General features: G+C 67.7%; 22 protein-coding genes. 6 read left to right on the top strand and 16 right to left on the bottom strand.

All coding sequences use genetic code 11. From position 1 onward, the window contains the following. The first annotated feature begins 107 nt into the window (after positions 1–107). Complete coding sequence (locus N5C88_RS12820; protein ID WP_280015424.1) at positions 108–2354, top strand: acyl-CoA dehydrogenase; 2247 nt, start codon at positions 108–110, stop codon at positions 2352–2354. A gap of 38 nt (positions 2355–2392) precedes the next feature. Here N5C88_RS12820 and def read toward each other — a convergent pair whose 3' ends face one another. Genes def through glyQ form a run of 8 tightly spaced genes read right to left on the bottom strand, consistent with a single transcriptional unit; the run spans position 2393 to position 9847 of the window. Next, positions 2393–2926: a peptide deformylase gene (gene def, locus N5C88_RS12825; protein WP_059371527.1), complete on the bottom strand. Its 534-nt coding sequence runs from the start codon at positions 2924–2926 to the stop codon at positions 2393–2395. A 33-nt stretch (positions 2927–2959) separates the two neighbouring features. Continuing rightward, entirely contained in the window at positions 2960–3355 is a 396-nt protein-coding gene (gene gloA, locus N5C88_RS12830; protein WP_054457526.1) for a lactoylglutathione lyase, read from the bottom strand. A 12-nt stretch (positions 3356–3367) separates the two neighbouring features. After that, the gene (locus N5C88_RS12835) at positions 3368–4510 is read right to left on the bottom strand and encodes a 2-aminoethylphosphonate--pyruvate transaminase (protein ID WP_251877857.1); all 1143 of its coding nucleotides are present in this window, start codon (positions 4508–4510) and stop codon (positions 3368–3370) included. 20 nt (positions 4511–4530) lie between these two features. Next, positions 4531–5541 carry a SprT family zinc-dependent metalloprotease gene (locus N5C88_RS12840; RefSeq protein ID WP_280015425.1) on the bottom strand — a complete coding sequence of 337 codons (1011 nt, stop codon included), beginning with the start codon at positions 5539–5541 and terminating at the stop codon, positions 4531–4533. Next, positions 5528–6256, bottom strand: a complete 729-nt coding sequence (locus N5C88_RS12845) for a lysophospholipid acyltransferase family protein (RefSeq protein WP_059371529.1) — start codon at positions 6254–6256, stop codon at positions 5528–5530. Before N5C88_RS12845 ends, N5C88_RS12840 begins: the two co-directional genes overlap by 14 nt. Positions 6257–6260: 4 nt before the next feature. Further along, a complete protein-coding gene (gene gmhB / locus N5C88_RS12850) occupies positions 6261–6800 on the bottom strand; it encodes a D-glycero-beta-D-manno-heptose 1,7-bisphosphate 7-phosphatase (RefSeq protein ID WP_118932407.1) in 540 nt (179 codons plus the stop codon). Next, entirely contained in the window at positions 6797–8935 is a 2139-nt protein-coding gene (glyS, locus tag N5C88_RS12855; protein WP_280015426.1) for a glycine--tRNA ligase subunit beta, read from the bottom strand. The genes gmhB and glyS overlap by 4 nt, the downstream gene beginning before the upstream one ends. Beyond that, complete coding sequence (gene glyQ / locus N5C88_RS12860; RefSeq protein ID WP_059371532.1) at positions 8936–9847, bottom strand: glycine--tRNA ligase subunit alpha; 912 nt, start codon at positions 9845–9847, stop codon at positions 8936–8938. A 277-nt stretch (positions 9848–10124) separates the two neighbouring features. Here glyQ and N5C88_RS12865 point away from each other — a divergent pair, with 277 nt between their 5' ends. Continuing rightward, entirely contained in the window at positions 10125–10892 is a 768-nt protein-coding gene (locus N5C88_RS12865; protein WP_280015427.1) for a crotonase/enoyl-CoA hydratase family protein, read from the top strand. A 246-nt stretch (positions 10893–11138) separates the two neighbouring features. After that, entirely contained in the window at positions 11139–12662 is a 1524-nt protein-coding gene (locus N5C88_RS12870; protein ID WP_054457515.1) for a fumarate hydratase, read from the top strand. A 209-nt stretch (positions 12663–12871) separates the two neighbouring features. Here N5C88_RS12870 and N5C88_RS12875 read toward each other — a convergent pair whose 3' ends face one another. The 3 genes from N5C88_RS12875 to N5C88_RS12885 are packed head-to-tail and all read right to left on the bottom strand — an operon-like array spanning position 12872 to position 15886. Continuing rightward, positions 12872–14107 carry a CaiB/BaiF CoA-transferase family protein gene (locus tag N5C88_RS12875; protein WP_280015428.1) on the bottom strand — a complete coding sequence of 412 codons (1236 nt, stop codon included), beginning with the start codon at positions 14105–14107 and terminating at the stop codon, positions 12872–12874. Beyond that, positions 14104–14964: a MaoC family dehydratase gene (locus N5C88_RS12880; protein ID WP_118932403.1), complete on the bottom strand. Its 861-nt coding sequence runs from the start codon at positions 14962–14964 to the stop codon at positions 14104–14106. The genes N5C88_RS12875 and N5C88_RS12880 overlap by 4 nt, the downstream gene beginning before the upstream one ends. Positions 14965–14971: 7 nt before the next feature. Continuing rightward, on the bottom strand, positions 14972–15886 hold the full coding sequence (locus tag N5C88_RS12885) for an SDR family NAD(P)-dependent oxidoreductase (protein WP_280015429.1): 915 nt from the start codon (positions 15884–15886) through the stop codon (positions 14972–14974). Positions 15887–16035: 149 nt separating this feature from the next. On the opposite strand from N5C88_RS12885, the gene N5C88_RS12890 reads away from it, so the two are divergent. Next, entirely contained in the window at positions 16036–16935 is a 900-nt protein-coding gene (locus tag N5C88_RS12890) for a LysR family transcriptional regulator (protein ID WP_059371537.1), read from the top strand. 128 nt (positions 16936–17063) lie between these two features. Then, positions 17064–18059, top strand: coding sequence for a tripartite tricarboxylate transporter substrate binding protein (locus tag N5C88_RS12895; protein ID WP_118932417.1), 996 nt, complete (start codon positions 17064–17066; stop codon positions 18057–18059). Here N5C88_RS12895 and N5C88_RS12900 read toward each other — a convergent pair. Genes N5C88_RS12900 through N5C88_RS12920 form a run of 5 tightly spaced genes read right to left on the bottom strand, consistent with a single transcriptional unit; the run spans position 18056 to position 23175 of the window. After that, positions 18056–19018, bottom strand: a complete 963-nt coding sequence (locus tag N5C88_RS12900) for a nitronate monooxygenase family protein (protein ID WP_280015430.1) — start codon at positions 19016–19018, stop codon at positions 18056–18058. The genes N5C88_RS12895 and N5C88_RS12900 overlap by 4 nt on opposite strands. Before the next feature lie 19 nt (positions 19019–19037). Further along, positions 19038–20012, bottom strand: coding sequence for a tripartite tricarboxylate transporter substrate binding protein (locus N5C88_RS12905; protein WP_280015431.1), 975 nt, complete (start codon positions 20010–20012; stop codon positions 19038–19040). Between the two features lie 57 nt (positions 20013–20069). Continuing rightward, positions 20070–21590 carry a class I adenylate-forming enzyme family protein gene (locus N5C88_RS12910; protein ID WP_280015432.1) on the bottom strand — a complete coding sequence of 507 codons (1521 nt, stop codon included), beginning with the start codon at positions 21588–21590 and terminating at the stop codon, positions 20070–20072. 11 nt (positions 21591–21601) lie between these two features. Next, positions 21602–22774, bottom strand: a complete 1173-nt coding sequence (locus N5C88_RS12915) for a thiolase (RefSeq protein ID WP_280015433.1) — start codon at positions 22772–22774, stop codon at positions 21602–21604. Beyond that, positions 22771–23175 (bottom strand): Zn-ribbon domain-containing OB-fold protein, encoded by a 405-nt coding sequence (locus N5C88_RS12920; RefSeq protein WP_280015434.1) that lies wholly within the window; start codon positions 23173–23175, stop codon positions 22771–22773. Before N5C88_RS12920 ends, N5C88_RS12915 begins: the two co-directional genes overlap by 4 nt. A 196-nt stretch (positions 23176–23371) precedes the next feature. Between N5C88_RS12920 and N5C88_RS12925 the strand changes: the two genes are divergently transcribed. After that, positions 23372–24562, top strand: coding sequence for an acyl-CoA dehydrogenase family protein (locus N5C88_RS12925; protein ID WP_280015435.1), 1191 nt, complete (start codon positions 23372–23374; stop codon positions 24560–24562). The last annotated feature ends 19 nt before the right edge of the window (positions 24563–24581 follow it).

Raw genomic sequence — 24581 nt, forward strand, 5'->3', positions numbered from 1 at the left:
CCCATTGTCGCAGAGTCGGCAGGCCGCAGCTTGGCCCGGCGCCGCCAATTCTGGTACTTTGACCTGATACGCCCTGGGGCCTGGGGCCATAACAGTGAGGAACACTCATGGACTTCAATGCGTGGCGCCGGCGCCGCATCTCGGAACCTGCTTACCGCTGGGCGCGCAACGCGCTGCCCGCCATGTCGGCGACGGAGCGCGAAGCCATCGAGGCCGGGGACACCTGGTGGGATGCGGATCTGTTCACCGGCAATCCCGACTGGCGCAAGCTGCTGGACGTGCCGGCAGCCACGTTGACCGCGGACGAGCAGCGCTTCATAGATGGCCCGCTGGCACGGCTTTGCGCCATGCTGGACGAATGGGACATCACCTGGAACCGGCGCGACCTGCCGCCCGAGGTATGGGACTTCCTGAAGGCCGAACGCTTCTTCGGCATGATCATTCCGCGGCGCTACGGCGGCCTGGGCTTTTCACCCTACGCGCACTCCGAGGTCGTGCGGCGCATCTCGGCCTATTCCATTACCGCGGGCGTTACCGTGATGGTGCCCAACTCGCTGGGGCCGGGCGAACTGCTGATGCAGTTCGGCACCCCGGCGCAGCGCGACTACTGGCTGCCGCGGCTGGCGGACGGGCGCGAGGTGCCTTGCTTCGGCCTGACCAGCCCCGAGGCCGGCTCGGACGCTGCGTCCATGGTGGACACGGGCGTGGTCTGCCGCCAGGTGGTCGACGGGCGCGAACTGATCGGCATCCGGCTCAACTGGCACAAGCGCTACATCACGCTGGGGCCGGTGGCGACCGTGCTGGGCCTGGCTTTCAAGCTGTCGGACCCCGACGGCATCCTGGGCGGCGCCAAGGACATCGGCATATCGGTCGCGCTGGTGCCGACCGAAGCGCCCGGCGTGGAGATCGGGCGCCGCCACCTGCCCGCCATGCAGGTCTTCCAGAACGGCCCCAACCTCGGACGCGACGTGTTCGTGCCGCTGGATGCGCTGATCGGCGGCGCAGAACGCGCCGGCCATGGCTGGCAGATGCTGATGAGCGCGCTGGCGGCGGGGCGGGGCATTTCCCTGCCTTCGCTATCGGCCGCCGCCGCCGCGATGTGCGCGCACACCACGGGCATGTATGCCCGAGTGCGCGAACAGTTCGGCATTCCCGTGGGCAAGTTCGAAGGCGTGCAGGAAGGGCTGGCCCGGCTGGCTGGCAATGCCTATCTGGTCGAAGCCGCCCGGCGCCTGACCTGCGCCGCGCTGAACCAGGGCGTCAAGCCGGCGGTGGTCTCGGGCATCATGAAGTACCACGCCACCGAGCGCATGCGCGGCTCGGTCAACGACGCGATGGACATCCATGCCGGCCGCGCCGTCATCGACGGTCCCAGCAACTACCTGGGCGCGCTGTACCGCGCCGTGCCCATCGCCATCACGGTCGAGGGCGCCAACATCCTGACGCGCAACCTGATCATCTTCGGCCAGGGCGCGATCCGCGCCCACCCTTACCTGATGCCGGAAATCCTGGCGCTGGGCAACCCCGACGAAGACCGCGGCATGGAGGTCTTCCACGACGTGTTCTGGCGCCATCTGCGCCACACGGGCATCAACGCGCTGCGGGCCATCGGCCGCGCCTGGACTGGCGGAGTGCTGGCGCCTGCGCCTTCATCCGGCCCCGTGGCCGGCCACTACCGGCGGCTGGGCCGCTATGCCTCGGGCTTCGCGCTGCTGGCAGATGCCACGCTGGCGCAACTGGGCGGGGGGCTGAAGCGCCGCGAGATGATCTCCGCCCGTCTGGGCGACATCCTGTCCGAGCTGTATTTGCAGTCGGCGGTGCTCAAACGCTGGGAAGACGAGGGCCGCAAGCACGACGACCTGCCGCTGGTGCATTGGTGCCTGGAGCAGGGCTACGCCAGCATCGAGAAAAGCATGGACCAGGTCTTGCGCAACCTGCCGGGCCGCGTGTTGTCATGGGGGCTGCGCGCCGCCATCCTGCCGTTGCGCCTGGCCAAGGGGCCGAGCGACGCCTTGACGCGGGAATGCGCGGAACTGCTGCTCAAGCCTTCGCCCACGCATGTGCGCCTGGCGGCCGACCTGCATCGCGAGGCCGGCGCCGCCGGCGACGATCCGGTGGGTCTCCTGACCCGCGCCTTCGCGCTGGCGGACGCGGTGCAGCCGCTGCGCGACCGCCAGCGCCAGTCCGGCGTGCGCGATTGGCGTGAAGCCCACCAGCGCGGCGCCATTACCGACGCGCAGGCGGCCTCGCTGCAAGAGGCCGAAGCGCTGGTGTCGCGGGTGTTGCAGGTGGACGATTTCGCGCCTGAAGAGCTGTCGCCGCAGGCCGCCAAGGCGGATTCGGGAGAGGCGTAGGGAAGAGACGCAAGCTCCCGCAAGGCGGGAGCAAGGCCTTAGTCGTCCTGGTTCGGATCCATGTCGGGGAACAGGATTTCAGTGAACCCGAATTTGCTGAAGTCCTGGATGCGCGACGGGTAGAGCCGGCCGATCAGGTGGTCGCATTCGTGCTGCACCACCCGGGCGTGAAACCCCTCGGCCTCGCGCTCGATGAGCTGGCCGTAGGGATCGCGCCCGCTGTAGCGGATGTGGCGGTAGCGCGGCACCACGCCGCGCAGGCCCGGCACCGACAGGCAGCCTTCCCAGCCGTCTTCCATTTCGTCAGACAGCGGCGTGATGACCGGATTGCACAGAATGGTCTGCGGGACGGCGGGCGCGTCCGGATAGCGCTCGTTGCGGTCGAAGCCGAAGATCACCAGCTGCAGGTCCACGCCGATCTGCGGCGCGGCCAGGCCCACCCCTTGCGCGGCGGCCATGGTTTCGAACATGTCGTCGATCAGCGCGTGCAGCTCGGGCGTGTCGTAGCGTTCCACGGGCGCGGCCACGCGCAACAGCCGCGGATCGCCCATTTTCAGGATGGTGTGGATCATGGAATGTCTTCCTGGCGTCGGCCGCGCGGGGGCTCAGTCCTGGCGGCCCTTTTTCTGGATGAACTCGATCTTGTAGCCATCGGGGTCTTCGACAAAGGCGATGACGGTCTTGCCGTGCTTCATCGGGCCGGCTTCGCGCGTGACCTTGCCGCCTTTTTCCTTGACCTTGTCACAGGCCTCGTAGGCGTTGTCGACTTCCAGGGCGATGTGGCCGTAGCCGGTGCCCAGGTCGTACTTGTCCGTGTCCCAGTTGTGGGTCAGTTCGATGACGGCGCCTTCGGATTCGTCCTGGTAGCCGACGAAGGCCAGCGTGAACTTGCCCTCGGGGTAGTCATTGCGGCGCAGCACGCGCATGCCGAGCACGTTGGTGTAGAAGTCGATGGACTTGTCGAGGTTGCCGACTCGCAGCATGGTGTGGAGCATACGCATGGGATGTTTTCCTTAAGCGGTGAGGGGGAGCGGGAAGAATCCGCCGCTGCCGGCGGCTTCCCGGGTGATGCCGATGTCGCGCAGCGCGCCGCCCATGGCGTCGACTGCCTGCCGCATCTGGTCGGGCCCGAAGGCGCCGATGCAGCCGACCCGGAACGAAGGTTGTTCGGTGTTGTAGAAGTTGCTGAGCACGTAGCCGCGGCGCTTGAGGGCGTCCACGAACAATTGCAGGTTCCAGGTCGGCGCGTCAGGGGCGCGGACGTTGACGACGATGGGGCCCTGCAGGGCAGGCGTCAGGTAAGGCGCCAGGCCCAGCTCCCTGACGCCATCATATAGCGTGCGCATGTTGGCGGTGTAGCGTGCCAGGCGGGCCTCGCGGCCTTCTTCGCGGTGCAGTTCCAGCGCCACGGCCAGCGCCGCCAGCGTGGGGGCGGGCGGCGTGAAACGCGGGCCGGCATTGGGCTGCAGGCTTTGCTGGTAGATGTCGGCCAGGTCCAGCGACCAGCTGCCGGCGACGCCGCGCGCCGCTTCCAGGCTGTCGCGCCGCGCCACCACGAAGGCGGCGCCGGGCATGCCTTCCAGGCACTTGTTGGCGGTCAGCACCACCGCTTCCACGGCGGGCAGGGCGCGCAGCTCCAGGGGCAGCGCGCCGAAGGCGGACACGGCGTCGACGATGACGCGGCGGCCGAGCCCGTGCGCGATGCGCGCGAGTTCAGGCACGTCATGGCAGATGCCGCTGCCGGTTTCGCTGTAGACCAGCGCCAGGTGCGTGAGCGTGGGATCCTGTTCCAGGGCGTGGGCGACCGCCAGCGGATCGATCCGCTCGGTGGGGCCGACGGGCAGCGGCACGGCGACGCGGCCGGCATCGCCGGCCAGCTTTTGCAGGCGGGCGGCGTAGGCGCCGGTGGAGGGGGCCAGCAGGCGACCGCCGGCGGGGATGAAGCTGCGGATCGCGGCTTCCACCGCGAAGTGGCCGCAGCCCGGCAGCGCCAGCGCGGCGTGCTCGTCGGGCGACGCCAGCGCCGCGCGCAGCACGCCATCGCAGACCTGCCGGTAGGTCTGGCGGAAATCGTTGTCCCACGGCGCATAGTCTTGCGCCATGGCGGCCTTCACCCGCGCGTCGGTCGTGACCGGGCCCGGAATCAGCAGCAACATTTTCGTGTCTCCAGAATGCCTCAGAACTGAGGCAAGGATGCGGGGTCGTGACGCCGCAGGATGTTCTTGGCGTCTTCGAAGTCGGGCAGGATCTGCCCCACTTCGCGCCAGAAGTCCTGACTGTGGTTCATTTCGCGCAAATGGGCAAGCTCGTGCGCGATGACGTAGTCGATGATGGCGGGCGCGAAATGGATCAGGCGCCAGTTCAGCATGATGTTGCCGTCGCTGGTGCAGGAGCCCCAGCGGGTGGCGGCCGAGGATAGGCGCCAGCGTTGGATCTTCAGGCCGCTGACCTGCAGGAAGTGGGCCAGGCGCGCGCCGAACCAGGCGCCGGCGCGCTGTTGCAGCCAGGCCTGGGCCGAATCGCGGATGCGGCCCTGGTCCGCCGAGGACGGCAGCGCCAGCCACAAGGTGTCGCCATCCTGCGGGGCGTCGGCGTCGCCCGACAGGTTGGCCTGGCGGCTGTCGCCGCCTACGCCGATCACAATGCGCTTGCCCAGGTACGGCAGTTCGCCGCCCGCCTGCCAGCGCGTGTGCGCCATGGCAAGCTGCTGCTTGCGGGCGTGCCATTCGCGCAGCTTGGTGAGGATCCAGCGGGCTTTCTCGCGCACGGCGTCGTCCACCTGCGTCAGCGTGACCCAGTTCGGGGCGGTGACGCGCAAGCCGTCGTCGGTGATCACGAAGCCGATGCTGCGGCGGCGCGAGCGCAGCAGCACGAAGCCGATGGGCTGCTGCTCGGTCGAGACTTCGCGCCAGCGCGCGCCGGGCGGCAGCGGGTCGGGGCAGGGCGTGGGGACGAGCGAGGCCGCGTTGGGCGACAGCGTCAGCAGCGGTTCGCCCGCAGGGGCGGCAGCCGGGGGCAGATCGGGGAAGAGGGGCTTGGGCGCGGCCGGCTTAGGCGCGGCCGGCTTAGGCGCGGCCGGCTTAGGTGCGGCCGGAGCCTTCGGCGCGGCGTTCAGCGGCGGCGCGCCCGTGGGCGCGTCGTGCTGCTGTTCGTCGAACAGGAGTTCGAGCTGATCAGTGCTGGCCATACCTTTCTGGATTGAGACGCCGCATTTCCCCTTCGATCCAGTCCTGAACCTTTTTGTTCAGTTCCTCGGGGGAGAGTCCCTTGGATTCTATCGCGGGACCGATGGACACGGTAACCATGCCCGGATACTTCACAAAGGCGTTGCGGCGCCAGCATTCGCCGGCATTGTGCGCCACCGGGATGACGGCGGCGCCGGTGCGCGAGGCCAGCAGCGCGCCGCCCATCTTGAAGCGGCCGGTCTTGCCGGGCGGCACGCGGGTGCCCTCGGGAAACAGCAGGGGCCAGCGGCCTTCGTCCAGGCGGGTCTGGCCTTGCTTGACCACCTGGTCGAAGGCATCGCGACCCTTGGCGCGGTCGATCGGGATCATGCGCAGCAGCGCCAGGCCCCAGCCGAAGAACGGCACCATGTGCAGTTCCTTCTTGTAGACGAAGCAGACTTCGCGCGGCATGTGGGCGGGGAAGAACAGCGTTTCCCAGGCCGATTGATGCTTGGACAGCAGCACCGCCGGGCCGTCGGGCAGATTTTCCCAGCCCTTGACCTGCCAGCGGATGCCGCAGAAGAAGCGCGCGCCCCAGATGGCCAGGCGCGGCCAGCCCACGGTCAACTTATAGCGCCAGTGCAGCGGCAGCGGCGCCCACAGGATGCAAGCGAACGCGTAGGGGATGACCGTGACGGCCAGGAACAGGAAGTACAGCAGCGAACGTAGGCGGGCCATCGGATCAATGGTCCTGCAGCAGCGCGTCGACCACGGCCGACAGGTCGTCGCAGACGCGGGTATTGTCCGGCAAGCCGCCCTTGGCCAGCGTCTTCTTGCCATTGCCGCTCAGCACCAGCCAGGGCGAGCAGCCGACCGACGACGAGGCCTGCAGGTCGCGCAGCGAATCGCCCACCGCCGGCACGCCGGCCAGGTCGACGTCGTAGCGGTGCCCGATCTGTTCGAACATGCCGGGCTTGGGCTTGCGGCAGGCGCAGTTGTCATCGGGGCCGTGCGGGCACATGAAGACCGCGTCGATACTGCCGCCTGCGGCGGCCAGTTCGCGGCGCATCTTGGTATGGATGGCCGTCAGCGTGTCCATGTCGAACAGGCCGCGCGCCAGACCCGACTGGTTGGTGGCGACCACCACCTTCCAGCCCGCCTGCGTCAGCCGGGCGATGGCGTGCAGGCTGCCGGGCAGGGCGATCCATTCGTCGGGATTCTTGACGAACGAATCGCTGTCCTGGTTGATGACGCCGTCGCGGTCTAGGATGATGAGCTTCACTGTGCCAGCCTGGAGATGTCAGCGACCTGGTTCATCAGGCCATGCAACTGGCCCAGCAGGGCCAGCCGGTTGGCGCGCACGACCGGGTCCTCGGCCATGACCATGACGTCGGCAAAGAAGGCGTCCACGGGTTCGCGGACCTGGGCCAGCGTGCTCAGGCTGCCGGCGAAGTCGCCCGCGGCCAGTTGCGCCTCGGCCTTGGGGCGCAGCGCGGACACGGCGGCGGCCAGCGCCTTTTCGGCCGGTTCCACCAGCGCGGCGTCGTTCACCGCGCCGATCTCGCCTTCGGCCTTCTTGAGCAGGTTGCCGATGCGCTTGTTGGCGGCGGCCAGGCTGGCGGCCTCGGGCAGCAGCGCGAAGGCGGCGGCAGCGCGCACGCGCTCGGCCACCTGGTGCAGCGGCGGGGTCAGCGCGATCACGGCTTCGACGGCGTTGCGGTCGAAGTCGTTGATCAGCTGGTTACGGTAGCGTTCGTAGATGAAGGCGCGGACCTCGGCCAGCGTGTCGGCGGGAATCTTGCCGGCAGGGAAGGTCCCTGCGGCCAGTTGCAGCAGGCCGTCCAGCGACAGGGGGCCGGCCGAGCTGATCTTGAGCCAGCCGCCTGCGGCCAATTGCTCGAACGCGCTGATCAGGCCCAGCGCGGCGCGGCGCAGGCCGAAGGGGTCGCGTTCGCCGGTGGGCGCCAGGCCGATGGCCCAGATGCCGACCATGGTTTCCACGCGCTCGGCGATGAACAGGATGGCGGCGGTCAGCGATTCAGCGGTGACGGGCGCGTCGTAGCGGTTGCGGTACTGCGTGCGCAGGGCCTGCACCACGCTGTCGGGCTCGCCGTCGCCGGCCGCGTAGTAGGCGCCCATGACGCCTTGCAGCTCGGGGAATTCGCCCACCATGTTCGAGCCCAGGTCGGCCTTGGCCAGCATGGCTGCGCGGTCGGCGGCGGATACGTCGCCGCCCAGTTGTTCGGCCACGCCGCGGGCGATGGCGCGCACGCGCTCCACGCGTTCGAGCTGGGTGCCCAGCTTGTTGTGGTAGACGATCGAGCCCAGTTGTTCGACGCGCGCCGCCAGCGGGGTCTTGCGGTCGGTTTCAAAGAAGAACTGCGCGTCCGCCAGGCGCGGGCGCACCACGCGCTGGTTGCCTTCGACGATGTTCACCGGATTGTCGGTGCGCATGTTGCTGACGATCAGGAAGCGGTGCGTCAGGCGGCCGCTGGCCGGATCGAACAGCGGGAAGTACTTCTGGTTCAGCCGCATGGTCAGGATCAGGCATTCCTGCGGCACTTGCAGGAACTGCTCTTCGAACTGGCCCACGTAGACGGTGGGGTGTTCGACCAGGGCCGTGACTTCGTCCAGCAGCGCGGCCACTTCGGGATCGTCGCCCAGGGTGGCGTTCAGGCGGCCGGCATGGTCGAGCAGTTGGCGCTGGATTTCGTCGCGGCGGCCTTCGAACGAGGCCATCACGCGGCCCTTTTCGGCCAGGGTGGCGGCATAGGCGTCGGCGTCGGCGATGGACACGGGACCCGCGCTCATGAAGCGGTGGCCCAGCGTGTCGCGGCCGGCGGCCAGGCCCAGCGCGGATACCGGCACCACGTCGGCGCCGAACAGCGCGACCAGGCCGTGCGCCGGGCGCACGAACTTGACGGTGGTGACGCCGTCGGCCAATTGGTAGCGCATGACCTTGGGAATGGGCAGGCCGTTGATGGCGGCGTCGATGCCTTCCTGCAGGCCGGCTGCCAGTTGGGCGCCGGGAGCGGTGCCGCGGGCGACCAGGTAGTCCTGCTTGCCGTCGGATTCGCGTTCCAGGGTAGCCAGGTCGATGTTTTCCAGGCCCTTGGCGGCCAGCTTCTTCTGCAGCGCGGGGGTAGCCTTGCCGTCTTCGGTCAGGCCGATCTTTACCGGCATCAGCTTTTCGGCATAGGGCTGGTCGGGCGCCTGCGCCAGCACGGCGGACAGGTGCACGGCCAGGCGGCGCGGCGTGGAATACGCGGTGGCGGCGCAGCCGGCGGCCAGCAGGCCGTGGCGCTCCAGCGTGGCGCGCACGCCTTCGGCGAAGGCCTGGCCCAGCTTCTGGAGGGCCTTGGGCGGGAGTTCTTCGGTCAGCAGTTCGACCAGCAGCGGGCGGATGTTCGTCGTCATTTATGCAGCCTCCCCGGCGGCCTTGTCGCGGCCCAGCATGGGAAAGCCCAGTCGTTCGCGGGAATCGTAATAGGCCTGCGCGACGGCGCGCGACAGGTTGCGGATGCGGCCGATGTAGGCGGCGCGCTCGGTGACGCTGATCGCGCCGCGCGCGTCCAGCATGTTGAACGTATGCGCGGCCTTCAGCGCGGCCTCGTAGGCGGGCAGCGCCAGCGGCACGTCCATCAGGCGCTTGGCTTCGGCTTCATAGTCGTTGAAGTGCGAGAACAGCATCTCGGCCGACGAATGCTCGAAGTTGTAGGTCGACTGCTCCACCTCGTTCTGGTGAAACACGTCGCGATACAGCACGCGGTTGCCGTTGGCGCCTTCGGTCCAGACCAGGTCGTACACGCTTTGCACGTCCTGCAGGTACATGGCCAGGCGCTCCAGACCGTAGGTGATTTCACCGGTGGTCGGCGTGCAGTCCAGGCCGCCCACTTGCTGGAAGTAGGTGAACTGGGTGACTTCCATGCCGTTCAGCCAGACTTCCCAGCCCAGGCCCCAGGCGCCGAGGGTGGGGTTTTCCCAGTCGTCCTCGACGAAGCGGATGTCATGCTGGGCCGGGTCGATGCCCAGCGCCTTGAGCGAGCCGATGTACAGGTCCAGGATTTCCGGGGGCGCGGGCTTCAGCACCACCTGGTATTGGTAGTAGTGCTGCAGGCGGTTGGGGTTTTCGCCGTAGCGGCCGTCCTTGGGGCGGCGCGAGGGCTGCACGTAGGCGGCGCGCCAGGGCTCCGGACCGATCGCGCGCAGGAATGTGGCGGTATGCGAGGTGCCGGCGCCGACTTCCATGTCGTAGGGCTGCAGCAGGGCGCAACCCTGCTTGTCCCAGTATTCCTGGAGCGTAAGGATGATTTGCTGAAAGGTGAGCATAGGATTCTTGGAATTCGGCCGCCGGGCAAGGCTTGCCCTGGGCGTGGGAAACCCGACATTTTAACTGGCCCGGGGCGGTCCGGTTCCCGAATGCCGGGCGGACGGTTACATCTAGGACTTCTGGGCGGTTCACAAGGGGGACAGTGTGCCGCTGGTGGACGCCGCGCGGGCCTGTCGCTGCGCCTGGAAACCAATGATCGTATGATTCCAGGTTGCGTACCAAGTCTTATATAAAACCCGGAACCCGATTCCGAGAATTCCCGGAAGGAGCAGTCCCATGTCAGACCTGATCAAGGTAGAAGTCACCGACGGCATCCAGATCATCACGATCAACCGTCCCGAGGCCAAGAACGCCATCAACCTGGAAACCGCGCAGGCCATGGCCGCGGCGCTGGACCAGCTGGACAGCCGCGACGACATCCGCATCGGCATCCTGACGGGCGGCGGCGGCACGTTCTCCTCGGGCATGGACCTGAAGGCCTTCGCCAAGTCGGGGCAGCGTCCCTACGTGGAAGGCCGCGGCTTCGCCGGCCTGAACGAGCGGCCCCCCAAGAAGCCGCTGATCGCGGCGGTGGAAGGCTACGCACTGGCTGGCGGCTGCGAAATGGCGCTGGCTTCCGACCTGATCGTGGCCGCCAGCAACGCCAAGTTCGGCCTGCCTGAAGTCAAGCGCGGCCTGGTGGCCGGCGCCGGCGGCATGCTGCGCCTGCCGCGCCGTCTGCCGTACCACATCGCCATGGAAGTGATCCTGACGGGCGAAATGTTGACGGCCGAGCGCGCCTACTCCTTCGGCCTGGTCAACCGCATCACCGAGCCGGGCGCCGCCCTGGCTGGCGCGCTGGAACTGGCCCGCTCCATCGTCGAGAACGGCCCGCTGGCGGTACAGACCGCCAAGAGCATCGTGGCGCAGTCGGGCGATTGGGACCAGGCCAGCATGTTCGACCAGCAGCGTCCGCTGATCGCCCACATCTTTTCGTCGGCCGACGCGAAGGAAGGCGCGACCGCCTTCGCCGAGAAGCGCAAGCCCGTGTGGCAAGGCAAATAGGAAATGCCCCCACGCCGCGCCCCTGCGGGGCTTGCTGCCCCCCGAGGGGGCGCATTTTGCCTTGGGGCGGCCCGGCGGCAAAATGGTAGCCCCCACGCCGCGCCCCTGTGGGGCTTGCTGCCCCCCCGAGGGGGGCGCATTTTGCCTTGGGGCGGCCCGGCGGCAAAATAGTTCTTTCTCCATTGCGCCGCGCTAGTCCTGCCGGCCGCGTTTTCACGTTTTCATCATCTACACCCGCATATCGCCATGTCAGTCATCATTAAAGAAGAAGACTTCATCCAGTCGATAGCCGATGGCATCCAGTTCATCAGCTACTACCATCCCGTCGACTACATCCGCCACCTGGCCCGCGCCTATGAGCGCGAGGAAAGCCCCGCCGCGCGCGACGCGATGGCGCAGATCCTGACCAACTCGCGCATGTGCGCCGAGGGTAAGCGTCCGCTGTGCCAGGACACGGGCATCGTCAACGTCTTCCTGAAGGTCGGCATGGGCGTGCGCTTCGAGACCAAGCGCACCCTGCAGGAACTCTGTGACGAAGGCGTGCGCCGCGGTTATCTGAACCCGGACAATCCGCTGCGCGCTTCGGTGCTGGACGATCCGCTGTTCGCGCGCAAGAACACGCGCGACAACACGCCCTGTATCCTGCACGTCGAGCTTGTCCCGGGCGACAAGGTCGACGTGCAAGTCGCTTCGAAGGGCGGCGGTTCGGAAAACAAGTCGAAGTTCGCGATGCTGAATCCGAGCGATTCGCTGGTGGACTGGGTGCTCAAGACGGTGCCGACGATGGGCGCGGGCTGGTGCCCGCCGGGCATGCTGGGCATTGGCGTCGGCGGCACGGCCGAGAAGGCCATGCTGATGGCCAAGCAGTCGTTGATGGAAGACATCGACATGTACGAGCTGCTGGCCCGCGGTCCGCAGAACAAGCTGGAAGAGCTGCGTATCGAGCTGTATGAGAAGGTCAATGCGCTGGGTATCGGCGCGCAGGGCCTGGGCGGCCTGACGACGGTGCTGGACGTGAAGATCAGCACGTTCCCCACGCACGCGGCTTCCAAGCCGGTGGCGATGATCCCGAACTGCGCGGCGACGCGTCATGCGCACTTCGAGCTGGACGGCTCGGGTCCGGCGCGCCTGGATCCGCCGTCGCTGTCGGAGTGGCCGGAAGTGCATTGGGCGCCGGACTACAACAAGTCCAAGCAGGTGGACCTGAATACGCTGACCAAGGAAGAAGTGGCCAGCTGGAAGCCGGGTCAGACGCTGCTGCTGTCGGGCAAGATGTTGACGGGCCGCGATGCGGCGCACAAGCGCATCCAGGACATGCTGGCCAAGGGCGAGCCGCTGCCGGTGGATTTCAAGAATCGCGTCATTTACTACGTGGGTCCGGTGGATCCGGTGCGCGACGAAGTGGTCGGCCCGGCGGGTCCCACGACCGCTACGCGCATGGACAAGTTCACCGACATGATGCTGGAGCAGACGGGCTTGATCGCGATGATCGGCAAGTCGGAACGCGGTCCGGTGGCGATCGAATCCATCAAGAAGCACAACTCGGCTTACCTGATGGCGGTGGGCGGCGCGGCCTACCTGGTGTCGAAGGCTATCCGTGGCGCCAAGGTGCTGGGTTTTGCGGACCTGGGCATGGAAGCCATCTATGAGTTCGACGTGAAGGACATGCCGGTGACCGTGGCGGTTGATGCTCAGGGTACCTCTGTCCATACCACGGGGCCCAAGGAATGGCAGGCCAAGATCGGGAAGATTCCTGTCGCTGTGGCTTGATTCCGTAGGTTGTGAGAAAAACGGCTGCCAGGGGACTGGCGGCCGTTTTTTTTGGCTTTAGTGCCTGGTGCTTCGTAGGCCGCCCGGGCGGCCGATAAAGACATACGTGATTTATTTGATTGTGATGGTGTTCGCTTGCGCGAACGCCCACATCTCCAGCCTCCGCTACACGGCAGCCAAATCTCCGCCTCACCCCGCGCGCAACCTGCTCATCCCTCCTTCCTCAATCCCGCGCAAAACGCCGCGATCGCTTCTGGCGTCTTCCCCAACACCTCCCGCAGCACTTCCTCCGTATGCTCCCCAAGCAGCGGCGGCGCGCGGCGGTACTCGACCGGCGAGGCCGACAGCCGCAGCGGGCTTGCCGTCACCGCCGCCACGCCGCCCGCCGGATGCGGCATGTCGCGGCGCAGCTGCCGCGCCTGCGCTTGCGGATGCGCCTGGGCCTGCGCGATATCGTTGATCGGCCCGCAAGGCACGCCCACGGCCTCCAGCCTGGCGATCCAGTCGTCGCGTTTGCCCTGGCGCATGATCTCGGTCAGCAGGCCGACCAGCAGTTCGCGGTTGGCCAGGCGCATGCGGTTGGTGGCGAAGCGCGGGTCGTCGCCCAGTTCGGGTGCGCCGATGGCGCGGCAGTATGCGCGGTACTGCGATTCATTGCCCGTGGCCACGATCAGGTGGCCGTCGCTGGCGGCGAACACCTGGTAGGGCACGACGTTCTGGTGGGCGTTGCCGGCGCGCTGGGGTGCCACGCCGGAGTTGAAGTAGTTCGAGTTCTGGTTGGCCAGCAGGGCGACGTGGCTGTCCAGCAGGGCGATGTCCAGGTGTTGGCCCAGGCCGCTGTTGTGGCGTTCCTGCAAGGCGGCCAGGATCGCGACGGTGGCGTACATGCCGGTGATGATGTCGGTCACCGCCACGCCGGCCTTCTGCGGCCCGCCGCCGGGCAGGTCGTCGCGTTCCCCGGTGATGCTCATGAGGCCGCCCATGCCCTGGATCATGAAGTCGTAGCCAGGATGCCGCGCGTAGGGGCCGTCCTGGCCGAAGCCGGTGACCGAGCAATAGATCAGGCGCGGGTTGATCTGCTTCAGGCTGTCGTAGTCCAGGCCGTACTTGGCCAGCCCGCCGACCTTGAAGTTCTCGACCAGGATGTCGCTGGCGGCCGCCAGTTCGCGGATCAGCGCGGCGCCTGCGGGCGTAGCCATGTCGGCCTCCACCGAGCGCTTGTTGCGGTTGGCGCTGAGGTAATAGGCGGATTCCTCGGTGTCCTGGCCGTTGCCGTCCTTGAGGAACGGCGGACCCCAGGCGCGGGTGTCGTCGCCCACGCGGGGGCGTTCGATCTTGATGACGTCGGCGCCCAGGTCGGCCAGGTTCTGCGTGCACCAGGGGCCGGCCAGGATGCGCGATAGATCCAGCACGCGGATGCCGGTCAATGCGGGCGCGCGGGTCATGGCTTCAGCTCCGCGGTGCCGTGGCTCATGACCACCACGCCGCGTTCTTGCGCGCGGGCCTGGAAGCGGAGCTGGCCGCCGGGCAGGCGCCAGATGTCGCACTGCAGGGTTTCGCCGGGATACACCGGCGCCGAGAAGCGCGTGTTCAGGCTGACCAGGCGCGAGGCGTCGTAGCCGCAGCAGCTTTTGACGATGGCGTGCGCGACTACGCCGTAGGAGCACAGTCCGTGCAGGATGGGTTTGGGGTAGCCGGCCGCGCGTGCGACTTCGGGATCTGCGTGCAGCGGGTTGCGGTCGGCGTTCAGCCGGTACAGCAGGGCGGCGCTGGCGGGAATGCGGATCTCGCAGCGCAGGTCCGGTTCGCCGTCGGGCGCCGCGGGCAGGGCGGCAGGGCTGTCGTCTCCCTGGCCGAAGCCGCCGTCGCCGCGGCAGAAGGTGCTTTGGCGCAAGGTGGCGAGGCAGGCGCCGTCTTCGCCATGCAGGGTGCGCTCGGTGATGATGATGGCGCCCTTGTCGGCGCCCTTGTCGATCACGTGCGTGTTGCGGCTCCTGCCGGTGACCACGCCGGCTGCGGGCAGGGGCGCATGCATGGTCAGCCGCTGCTCGCCGTGGACCACGCGTACCCAGTCGATGCCGGCGCGCGGGTCCTGGACCCAGAAGCCCGGATAACCCAGCACCACGCTCATGGTGGGAAAGGACTGCAAGCCCTTTTCGTACACGTAGCGCAACTGTCCGGTGTCTTCGGGGTCCTGCCCCAGGCCTATGCCCAGGGCGTACAGCATGGTGTCTTTTTCGTCGTAGCGCTGGCGCACCTCGTCGAAGCGCCAGTTCTTCACGGTTGCGTAGTCCAGGGGCATGGCGGCCTCAGATGGGATCCCAGTCGATGACGTCGGGCGAGCGCTCCAACGCGTAGAAGTGCTTGCGCATGGCGGGCACGGCGATCTCGGCGATGCGCTCGGGCGTCCAGCCTTCGCCGTGGTGCACGGTGCGCAGCGGGCGCGGTTGGCTCATCAGCATGATCTCGTTGGCGCGCACCGCGAAGATCTGCGCGGTGACCTCGCTGGCGGCGTCGCTGGCCAGGTAGACGGCCATGGGCGCGACCTTGCCGGCTTCCATTTTCTTCAGCTTTTCGACGCGGGCCTTTTCTTCGTCGGTCTCTGCGGGAATGGAGCTAGTCATGCGGCTCCATGCGAACGGCGCCATGCAGTTGGAGCGCACGTTGTAGCGCGCCATGTCCAGGGCGATGGATTTCGACAAGGCCACGATGCCGAGCTTGGCCGCCGCGTAGTTGGCCTGCCCAAAGTTTCCGATCAGTCCGGACGTGGAGGTCATGTGCACGAAGGCGCCGGACTCCTGTTCGCGGAAGTAGGGCGCAGCCGCGCGGCTCATGAAGAAGGAGCCGTTGAGGTGCACGCCCAGCACCTGGCTCCATTCCTCTTCGCTCATCTTGTGGAAAACCCGGTCGCGCAGATTCCCGGCGTTGTTGACCACGGCATCGATGCGGCCGAACGCGTCTATCGCCGTCTGCACGCAGCGGCTGGCGCTGTCGTACGCGGCCACGCTGTCGGTGTTGGCGACGGCCTGGCCGCCGGCCGCGACGATCTCCTTGACGACCGCTTGAGCGGGACCCTCCGCGCCGCCTTCGCCGGTGAGCGAGACGCCGATGTCGTTCACCACCACCTTGGCGCCAGCCTGCGCCATGGCCAGCGCAATGCTGCGGCCGATGCCGCCGCCCGCGCCCGTCACAATCACCACTTTTCCGGAAACTATGCCGCTCATTGAAGCTGACTCCTGTGCTGCGGCGCGCGCGCCGTGTGGAAAACAGTTCCGCATCAAACGCTCTGGTTCGAGGGGATGCACCATGGTAGATTCGACGAGGCATGCGAAGAATTCAAAATTAGATATGCCCCCCTTCTGCGTGGTGGAACATGAGACACGATCTGACGGACCTGCGTTTGTTTCTGAACGTGGGGGAAACACTCAATCTGACCCGGGCTGCGGAACGCACCTTCCTGTCCCTGCCGGCGGCAAGCGCGCGGGTGAAGAACATGGAAGAGGCCTTCAAGGCCAGGCTGTTGGTGCGCATGGCCACGGGCGTGGCGCTGACGCCGGCGGGTGAAGTGCTGCTCAAGCATGCGAACGCCGTGTTCCGGCAGCTGGAATGCTTGAATGCGGACTTGCAGCCCTACGCCAGCGGCTTGAAGGGCCGCTTGCGCCTATTGGCCAACACCACGGCCACCAATTCCTTTCTGGCCGACGCGCTGTCCACGTTTCTTGCGGAAAACCCGGATGTGGACGTGGAGCTGGAAGAAAAGATTTCCGGCGATATCGTCATTGCCATACGCGCAGGTCAGGGAGACCTGGGGCTGGTGGCGGGCAATATCGACGTGTCGGGCCTGGACGTCACGCCGTTGTTCCGCGATGAACTCACCGTGGTGACGTCGCTGGACCATCCGCTGGCCGCGTCGGAGTCCGCGCATTTCGCCGACCTGCTGGACGCGTATCAGTTCGTCGGCATCCATCCGGACAGCGCCATCCAGACCTTCCTGGAAGACATCGCCAGCGGCCTGGGCAAGCGCATCTGCCAGCGCGTGCACGTGGGCAGCTTCGAAGCGGTGTGCCGCATGGTGGAGGCGGGCGCGGGGATCGCGGTGGTGCCGCGCGCCTGCGCGGCGCGCTACAGCCGTCCGGACGCGCTGCATGTGCTCAAGCTGGACGATCCCTGGGCGTTGCGCGACCGCCTGCTGTGCCGTCAGCGTGGACGCGATCTGCCCAGTTTCGCGGAATGCTTCATCGAACACGTGCAGCGCGCGGCGCGCGGCCTGTAGCGCCTCCCGAAGAGGGGCTTTTGCAAATGTGTAGCGGCGGCTCCGCAGGTTCGGCAAATAATAAAAAAGGCGTCAGGCAGCAGTCCTAGAGCTTGGCCGCCCATAAAACCGAGAACCAGGAGACTGCCGTGACCGATCTACTACGCCGCCGCGCCGTTGCGCGGCTGGGCGCCGCATGCGCCGCCGCCGCGGTGCCCGCGCTGTTCCCCAGGCTGGCCCGCGCCGCCGCCTGGCCTGCGCATGCCGTGAATTTCATCGTGCCGTTTCCTGCGGGCGGTCCCGTGGACACGACCGCGCGCTTCACCACGCAGCCGCTGGGACAGCTGTGGTCGGTGCCCACGGTGGTGGACAACAAGTCGGGCGCCGGCGGCATTGTGGGCGCGCAGTTCGCGGCCAAGTCCGAGCCCGACGGCTACAACTATTTTTTCGCCTCCATCCACCATGCGGTGCTGCCCAGCCTGCGCGGCAATCTGAGCTACGACATTACGCGGGACTTCGTGCCGGTCGGCATGGCGGCGGTGTTTCCCATCGTGCTGGTGGTGAACGCGACGCTGCCCGTGAATTCGGTGAGCGAGTTGATCGCCTATGCCAAGGCCAACCCGGGCAAGCTGTCGTTCAGCTCGTCAGGCACGGGCGGCGGCACGCACCTGGCCGGCGAATTGTTCAACGCCATGGCCGGCGTGCGCATCCAGCACGTACCCTACCGCGGCAGCGCGCCCGCCATGCAGGACCTGCTGGGCGGACAGGTGCAGGTGATGTTCGCCGATGGGCCTTCCGCCGTGCCGCATCTGAAGGGCGGCAAGGTGCGCGCGCTGGGCGTGGGAAACCCCACGCGTTCCAGCATGCTGCCCGACGTGGCGACGATCGCCGAGTCCGGCCTGCCGGGCTACGAGGCGTACTCGTGGAGCGGCGTGATGGCGCCCAAAGGAACGCCGCCCGACATCGTCAAACGCGTGAATGCGGATTTGGTGAAGGTGCTGTCGGATCAGGCCACCGCGCAGAGCATGATCGCAGCGGGCGCCGAACCCAAGCCCGGCACTCCAGAGCAATTCGGCGAGTTCGTGCGTGATGAAATCGCCAAATGGCGCGACGTCATCAAGACGGCCAATATCAAGCTGGACTAGAACCGGCGCAGGGCGTCGCGCGCGGCGAGATACTCGGATTCCAGCTGATCCACCAGCATCGCGGCGGGCAGGATCTCCTGCGCCGCGCCCACGCCCTGGCCTGCGCTCCACACATCCTTCCAGGCCTTGGGACGCGAGCTCTTGTCCATGTTCGCGGGCGGGGCCACGCCGTTCCTGGCAAGTTCCAACGGATCCAGCCCTGCCGCCTGGATGCTGGCCGACAGGTAGTTCGCGGGCACGCCCGAGAAATAAGGCGTGTAGGTCACGTCCGCCGCCTGCGCCTGCAGCACCATTTCGCGATAGGCGTCGCCGGCCAGCGATTCCCGCGTGGCGATGAAGCGCGTACCCATGTAGGCGAAGTCGCAGCCCAGCACCTGCGCGGCCAGGATGTCCTTGCCGTGGCTGATACAGCCGGACAGCGCCAGCGGGCCGTCGTAGAAGGCGCGGATCTCGTTGACCAGCGCGAATGGACTTAGCTGTCCCGCATGGCCGCCCGCGCCTGCCGCCACCAGGATAAGGCCGTCAACGCCGGCGTCCAGCGCGCGCTTGGCATGCCGCACGTTGGTGACGTCATGGAACACCAGCCCGCCGTAGCCGTGCGCGGCGGCCACCACGGCTTCGGGGGCATGCAGCGAGGTGATGATGAGCGGCACGCGCCGCTCGGCGCAGATGGCCAGGTCGCCCTGCCAGCGCGGATTGCTGGGGTGGACGATCAGGTTGACGCCGTAGGGCGCGATCGTGGCGTCTGACGCAGCCTGGCGTTTCGCGGCCAGGCCAAGTTCGATGCGTGTGAGCCAGTCGTGCAGCTGTTCCTGCGGGCGGGCGTTGAGCGACGGAAAGGTGCCGATGATCCCCGCCGCGCATTGCGCCACCACCAGGTCCGGTCCGGAGACCAGGAACATGGGGGCGCCGATGAGGGGCAGGCGGGTCTGGGCGTGCAGCGCGAGCGGGGGATTCATCTGGATGCTCCGGTAGTACTCAATTGGCCTGGATGTTGGCGCTCTGGATGACGTCGGACCACAAGGCGTACTCACGGTCGATGCGTGATTGCAGCGCCTTGGAGTCGCCGGTGTTGATGGTGTAGCCGCCATCGGTCATGGCCTGGCGGAAGGCCGGATCGCTGGAGACTTCGTTCAACGCGCGGGTCAGGCGGGCCGCGACGGCGTCGGGCAGCTTCTTCGGCCCCACCAGCGCGTACCAGCCGACCACCTCGTAGTCCTTCATGCCGGCTTCGACCATGGTGGGCACGTCGGGCAGCTCGGGGTTGCGGGTCCTGGAGGTGACCGCCAGGGCGCGCGCCTTGCCGCTCTTGACGAAGGGGATGGCGGTGCTGGTGATGTCGAACATGAAGGTGATCTTGCCGCTGATCACGTCGACCATGGCGGGCGAGTTGCCGCGGTAGGGCACGTGCAGCATGGGCACGCCCGCCTGCTTCTTCAGCAGCTCGGCCGACAGGTGGTTGGACGCGCCGATGCCGGCGGAGCCGAAGGACACGGCGTCGGGATGGGCGCGGGCGTAGGTGACCAGTTCGCCGACGTTCTTGGCGGGGATCTGCGGGCCGATCAGCAAAACGTTGGCGTAGTCCACCACCAGTCCGATCAGCGAGAAGTCCTTGCGCGGATCGAACAGCGTGCTGCGCTGGACTAGCGGCGACATGGTGAGGGTGGGGCTGGCGGCGAAGCCCAGCATGTAGCCGTCGGGCGCAGCCTTGGCGGTGGCGTCAGAGGCGATCATGCCGCTGGCGCCGGCGCGGTTTTCCACCACCACGGACTGGCCCAGCTTGTCGCCCAGGTACTTGGCGAAGACGCGGGCGGTGGTGTCGACGGGGCCGCCGGGGGCGTAGCCGACCAGCAGCCGGATGGGGCGTTCGGGATAGGCGTCGGCCCAGGCGTTAGAAGCCGTGGCGAGCGTCGCCGTGGCGGCGGCCGCGGCGAGCAGGGTCTTGATGTTCACGCTGTAGTCTCCTTGTGGGTAAGTGGCGGGTCGTGCAGCGGAACAGCGGGTCCGCGGCTACGCCAGCCTTTCTTTCAGCGGCTGCTTGAGGATCTTGCCGCTGACGGTGGTGGGAATGGTGTCGATGGGGATGATGCGGGCGGGCCGCTTGTACGGCGCCAGCTGCGCGCGCAGATGCAGCATCAGCAGGTTGGTGTCCACGGTGGCGCCGGGCAAGGGCTCGACGAAGGCGATGACTTCTTCGTTTTGATCGGCGGTGGGGCGGCCGACCACGGCCGACAGGCGCACGCCGGGGAACGCGTTGATGACGGACTCGACTTCCAGCGGATAGACGTTGAAGCCGGAGCGGATGATCAGGTCCTTGGAACGGCCCGCGATGTACAGCGCGCCCTGTTCGTCGACGTAGCCGATGTCGCCGGTGTTGAGCCAGCCGCCGGGCAGCAGCGCCTGCGCGGTTTGTTCGGGATTGCGGTAGTAGCCCAGCATGACGCCCGGACCGCGGATCAGGATGTCGCCGCGCTCTCCCGGCGCGGGCTTGCCGCCGTCGGGGCTGCCGATGCGCATTTCCACGCCTTCGACGGCGTGGCCGGCCGAGCAGTCGCTGCGCGGCGCATCGATGCGGGTGACAAACATGGAGCCCGCGTATTCGGTGATGCCGTAGCCGTGGTGCATGGCGACGCCGAAATAGCGCTCGGCATCGCGCTTGAGCGTGGGGTCCAACGCCGCGCCGCCCGTGTACAGGTAGCGCAGGGCCGGCGCTCGCAGTTCCGCGCGTGGGGGCGCCACCGCCATCATGCGGCTGAACATGGTGGGCACGCCCTGCAGGATGCTGACGCCCGGATGCGCCAGGGCCTTGAAGGCGTCGGCGGCGTCGAAGCGGCTGCGCAGCACCAGGCTGGCGCCGGCGTGCACCGTGGCCATCAGCACGGTGGCGATGCCGAAGATGTGCGACATGGGCAGCGCGGCGTAGCCGATGTCCTGCGGCGTCAGGCGGCGCGAGGCGGCTGACACGCGGGCAAAATGCAGCAGGCCGCGATGCGGCACGAGGACCCCCTTGGGGGCGCCCGTGGTGCCGGACGTATAGATCACGGTGGCCACTAAGGCGGCGGAATCGCCGGTCTCGGCTTGCGTGGGGCTGTCCGCACGCGCAGCCTGCACGCCGGATCCCCAGACGTCGGGATCGGCGTCGGTGGCGCCGGCATGCTCGGCATGGGCTGCGGCGGCGTGCGAGACGCCGCTGGTGTAGAGCAGCAGTTCGGGTTGCGCATGAAGACGGATGGCGTCGATCTCGCGCGTGGACAGGCGTGCGTTCACGCCCACGGGCCAGGCCCCGGCCGCGCTGCAGGCAAACAGCGCTGCGATCATGGCCGCGCAGTTTTCACCCGCGATCAGCACGCGATGCCCTGGACGCACGCCCTGTTCTTCGAGCCATGCGGCCGCGGCCTGTGCGCGCCGCCAGAACTGCGCGTAGCTCAGTCTGCCGCCGCCCTCCTCGTATAGAAAGGTGGCGTCGGGCCGCTGGCCGGCTTGCTGCGCCAGCAATTGATGGATGCGGGTAAGAGGGGCTGCCGGGGACATGGTTGCGTCGTTCAAAGCGTGGCCTGGGTTCCCAGGATGGCGGTGGATTGGCTGGACAGGGTGCCGCCGTTGCCGTGCACCAGGGCGAGGTGCGCGTCGGCGATCTGGCGCGCGCCGCATTCGCCGCGCAGCTGGCGGACGGCCTCGATCATGATGAAGACGCCGTACATGCCGGGATGCACGCAGCACAGCCCGCCGCCGTTGGTGTTGACTGGCAGCGCGCCGCCCGGCGCGATGGCGCCATTGGCGATGAAGTCCTTGCTTTCGCCCTTGGCGCAGAAACCCAGGTCTTCCAGGAACAGCAGGGTGTTGATGGTGAAGGCGTCGTACAGCTCCACCACGTCGATGTCCCGGGGCGCAATACCCGCCATCTCGAAGGCCCGCTTGCCGGATTCGGCCGCGGCGGTCACGGTCAGGTCTTCCATGGATGAGATCTGCCGGTTCCAGACCGCGGTGGCGTTGCCCAGCACATAGACGGGCGGGCGCGGCAGGTCGCGGGCGCGCTCGGCGCGCACCAGCACGTAGGCGCCGGCGCCATCGGTGACCAGGCAGCAGTCGCGCACGCTCAAGGGGTCGGACACCATGCGCGCCGAGAGGATCTGCTCCAGCGTGGCGGGTTCGCGCAACTGCGCTTCGGGATTGAGCTGGGCCCATTGGTTGGCGGCCAGCGCCACCTGCGCCAGGTGTTCGCGGCGCGTGCCGTACTGATGCATGTGGCGCGCGGCCGCCAGCGCGTAGGACGACAGGGGGCTCAGCGGCTCGTAGGGCGTTTCGTACGGCTGCGGATCGAACTGCTTGCGCACCCGGCCGATCTCGGCGCGGCTCAAGCTGGAGGTGCGTTGCGTGCTGCCATAGCAGACCAGCACCGCGTTGCACTGGCCGGAAGCCAGCGCGTGCAGCGCGGGCAGCAGGTGCGCGACGAAGCTGGAGCCGCCCAGCATGGTGCTGTCGATGAAGCTGGGGCGGATGCCCAGGTGTTCGATCACCGGCATGGCCCACATCGGCGCGGCCACGCTGGCGGTGCAGATGCCGTCGATGTCGCGCATGGTGAGGCCGGCGTCCGCCACCGCGCGCTGCGCCGCCTGCACCAGGATTTCCATTTCGGTGTAGCCCGCGGCCTGGCCCAGGCCCGCGTGGCCCACGCCGGCCACCGCCACGGCGCCGCGCAGATCGTTCAGCGTCATTGCGCCTCCTTGTTGGGTACGAAGACCAGGAGGCCGCGGCCATCCTGCTGCGCCACCTGCGCGCGCACCGCCATGCCGATGCGCACGGCATCGGGCGCGACGCCCTCCACCCGGCTCATCAGCCTGACACCCTCCCGCAGATCGATCAGCGCCACGTTGTAGTCGCCGCCCGCCTCGGGCTTGCGGCGCACCACGGTGGTGGAATAGACCTCGCCGCGCCCGTCGGGCGCGGTCCAGGCGAGTTTGTCCGCGCCGCAATGCGGGCAGATCATGCGGGGGTAGAACACGGCGCGGTCGCAGCCGGCGCAATGCTGGATGAGGAAGCGGCCTTGGTCCAGCGCCTGGCGGTACTGCGCCTCTACGCCTTGCGGCGCGCCGGCCTGCTGATCGGGAACGGTCATGATGCCTACGGGTTCCAGTGGATGACGCTTGCAAGTGTCCGCACTGGCGGCGGCTTCGGCCATTCTTCATTGCTGAAGCTGGCCTTCCGCCGGCCCGTAGTGGGACGCCCTATGTCCTGCGCGAAGCCCGTCTTCGGAAGAGGCAGATTGTCCGGCGTGCCGGACCGTGGCTAGATACCGCAAAAGGAGCCCGACCATGAACCTGACCTGGACGCCGCAGGAGCGGCTATTCCGCGAAGAAGTGCGCGCCTTCGCCACGGACAAGCTGCCGCAGGACATACGCGACAAGGTGCTGCGCCACCAGCGGCTGGAGCGCGAGGACTACGTGCGCTGGCACAACATCCTGGCCGACCAGGGCTGGGGCGCGCCGAACTGGCCGGTCGAGCACGGCGGCACCGGCTGGAACGCATTGCAGCGGCTGATCTTCGAGGTGGAATGCTTCAAGGCCGGCGCCCCGCGCCTGTTGCCTTTTGGCCTGTCCATGATCGGCCCGGTCCTGATGAAGTACGGCAGCGCCGAGCAGCAGGCGCGCCTCCTGCCGCGCATCATCCGCGTGGAGGACTGGTGGTGCCAGGGCTACTCCGAGCCGGGTTCAGGGTCCGACCTGGCTTCGCTGTCGACCCGCGCGGTGCGCGATGGCGACGAGTACGTCGTCAACGGCCAGAAGACCTGGACCACGCTGGCCCAGTACGCCGACTGGATGTTCTGCCTGGTCCGCACCGACCCCGAGGCCCGCGCGCAGCGCGGCATTTCGATGCTGCTGCTGGACATGCGCTCGCCAGGCGTGACCGTGCGCCCCATCCGCACGCTGGACGGCGGGCACGACGTGAACGAGGTCTGGCTGGAAGACGTGCGCGTGCCCGTGGCCAACCTGGTAGGCGTGGAGAACCAGGGCTGGACCTATGCCAAGTACCTGCTGGGCCACGAGCGCACCGGCATCGCCGGCCTGGGCCATTGCCACCGCGAATTGGGCGTGCTCAAGCACATGGCGGTGCAGGCGCGGTCCCGGGGCAGGCCCCTGTTGGAGGACAGCCGGTACCGCGACCGCATTTCGCGCATCGAGGTGGACATCATGGCGCTGGAAATGCTGCTGCTGCGCGTGGCCTCCAGCAACGACGGCACGCCCGGGCCGGAAGCCTCCGTGCTGAAGATCCGCGGCTCCGAGATCCAGCAGGACCTGGCGATGTTGCAGATGGAGGTGGCGGGACCGGACGCCTGGCCCTATGACCCCGATTGGCTGCAGGCTGACAAGGGATATTGCGGGCCAGGGCCGGAACTGGCGGCTGCGGCCGGCGCCGGCTATGCCGACATGCGCAAGACCTCGATCTACGGCGGCACCACCGAAGTGCAGAAGGGCATCATCGCCCGCCTGGTGCTGGGCCTGTAGGCCCGGCCTCGCGCAACCC

It is taken from the genome of Achromobacter sp. GD03932 (genome assembly GCF_029839485.1).
GTDB classification, from domain to species: Bacteria; Pseudomonadota; Gammaproteobacteria; order Burkholderiales; family Burkholderiaceae_B; genus Achromobacter; species Achromobacter bronchisepticus_A.

Coding starts and splice junctions, on each gene's coding strand:
- N5C88_RS12820 (WP_280015424.1), top strand. CDS start 108: ATGGACTTCAATGCGTGGCGCCGGCGCCGCATCTCGGAACCTGCTTAC.
- def (WP_059371527.1), bottom strand. CDS start 2,926: ATGATCCACACCATCCTGAAAATGGGCGATCCGCGGCTGTTGCGCGTG.
- gloA (WP_054457526.1), bottom strand. CDS start 3,355: ATGCGTATGCTCCACACCATGCTGCGAGTCGGCAACCTCGACAAGTCC.
- N5C88_RS12835 (WP_251877857.1), bottom strand. CDS start 4,510: ATGTTGCTGCTGATTCCGGGCCCGGTCACGACCGACGCGCGGGTGAAG.
- N5C88_RS12840 (WP_280015425.1), bottom strand. CDS start 5,541: ATGGCCAGCACTGATCAGCTCGAACTCCTGTTCGACGAACAGCAGCAC.
- N5C88_RS12845 (WP_059371529.1), bottom strand. CDS start 6,256: ATGGCCCGCCTACGTTCGCTGCTGTACTTCCTGTTCCTGGCCGTCACG.
- glyS (WP_280015426.1), bottom strand. CDS start 8,935: ATGACGACGAACATCCGCCCGCTGCTGGTCGAACTGCTGACCGAAGAA.
- glyQ (WP_059371532.1), bottom strand. CDS start 9,847: ATGCTCACCTTTCAGCAAATCATCCTTACGCTCCAGGAATACTGGGAC.
- N5C88_RS12865 (WP_280015427.1), top strand. CDS start 10,125: ATGTCAGACCTGATCAAGGTAGAAGTCACCGACGGCATCCAGATCATC.
- N5C88_RS12870 (WP_054457515.1), top strand. CDS start 11,139: ATGTCAGTCATCATTAAAGAAGAAGACTTCATCCAGTCGATAGCCGAT.
- N5C88_RS12875 (WP_280015428.1), bottom strand. CDS start 14,107: ATGACCCGCGCGCCCGCATTGACCGGCATCCGCGTGCTGGATCTATCG.
- N5C88_RS12880 (WP_118932403.1), bottom strand. CDS start 14,964: ATGCCCCTGGACTACGCAACCGTGAAGAACTGGCGCTTCGACGAGGTG.
- N5C88_RS12885 (WP_280015429.1), bottom strand. CDS start 15,886: ATGAGCGGCATAGTTTCCGGAAAAGTGGTGATTGTGACGGGCGCGGGC.
- N5C88_RS12890 (WP_059371537.1), top strand. CDS start 16,036: ATGAGACACGATCTGACGGACCTGCGTTTGTTTCTGAACGTGGGGGAA.
- N5C88_RS12900 (WP_280015430.1), bottom strand. CDS start 19,018: ATGAATCCCCCGCTCGCGCTGCACGCCCAGACCCGCCTGCCCCTCATC.
- N5C88_RS12910 (WP_280015432.1), bottom strand. CDS start 21,590: ATGTCCCCGGCAGCCCCTCTTACCCGCATCCATCAATTGCTGGCGCAG.
- N5C88_RS12915 (WP_280015433.1), bottom strand. CDS start 22,774: ATGACGCTGAACGATCTGCGCGGCGCCGTGGCGGTGGCCGGCGTGGGC.
- N5C88_RS12920 (WP_280015434.1), bottom strand. CDS start 23,175: ATGACCGTTCCCGATCAGCAGGCCGGCGCGCCGCAAGGCGTAGAGGCG.
- N5C88_RS12925 (WP_280015435.1), top strand. CDS start 23,372: ATGAACCTGACCTGGACGCCGCAGGAGCGGCTATTCCGCGAAGAAGTG.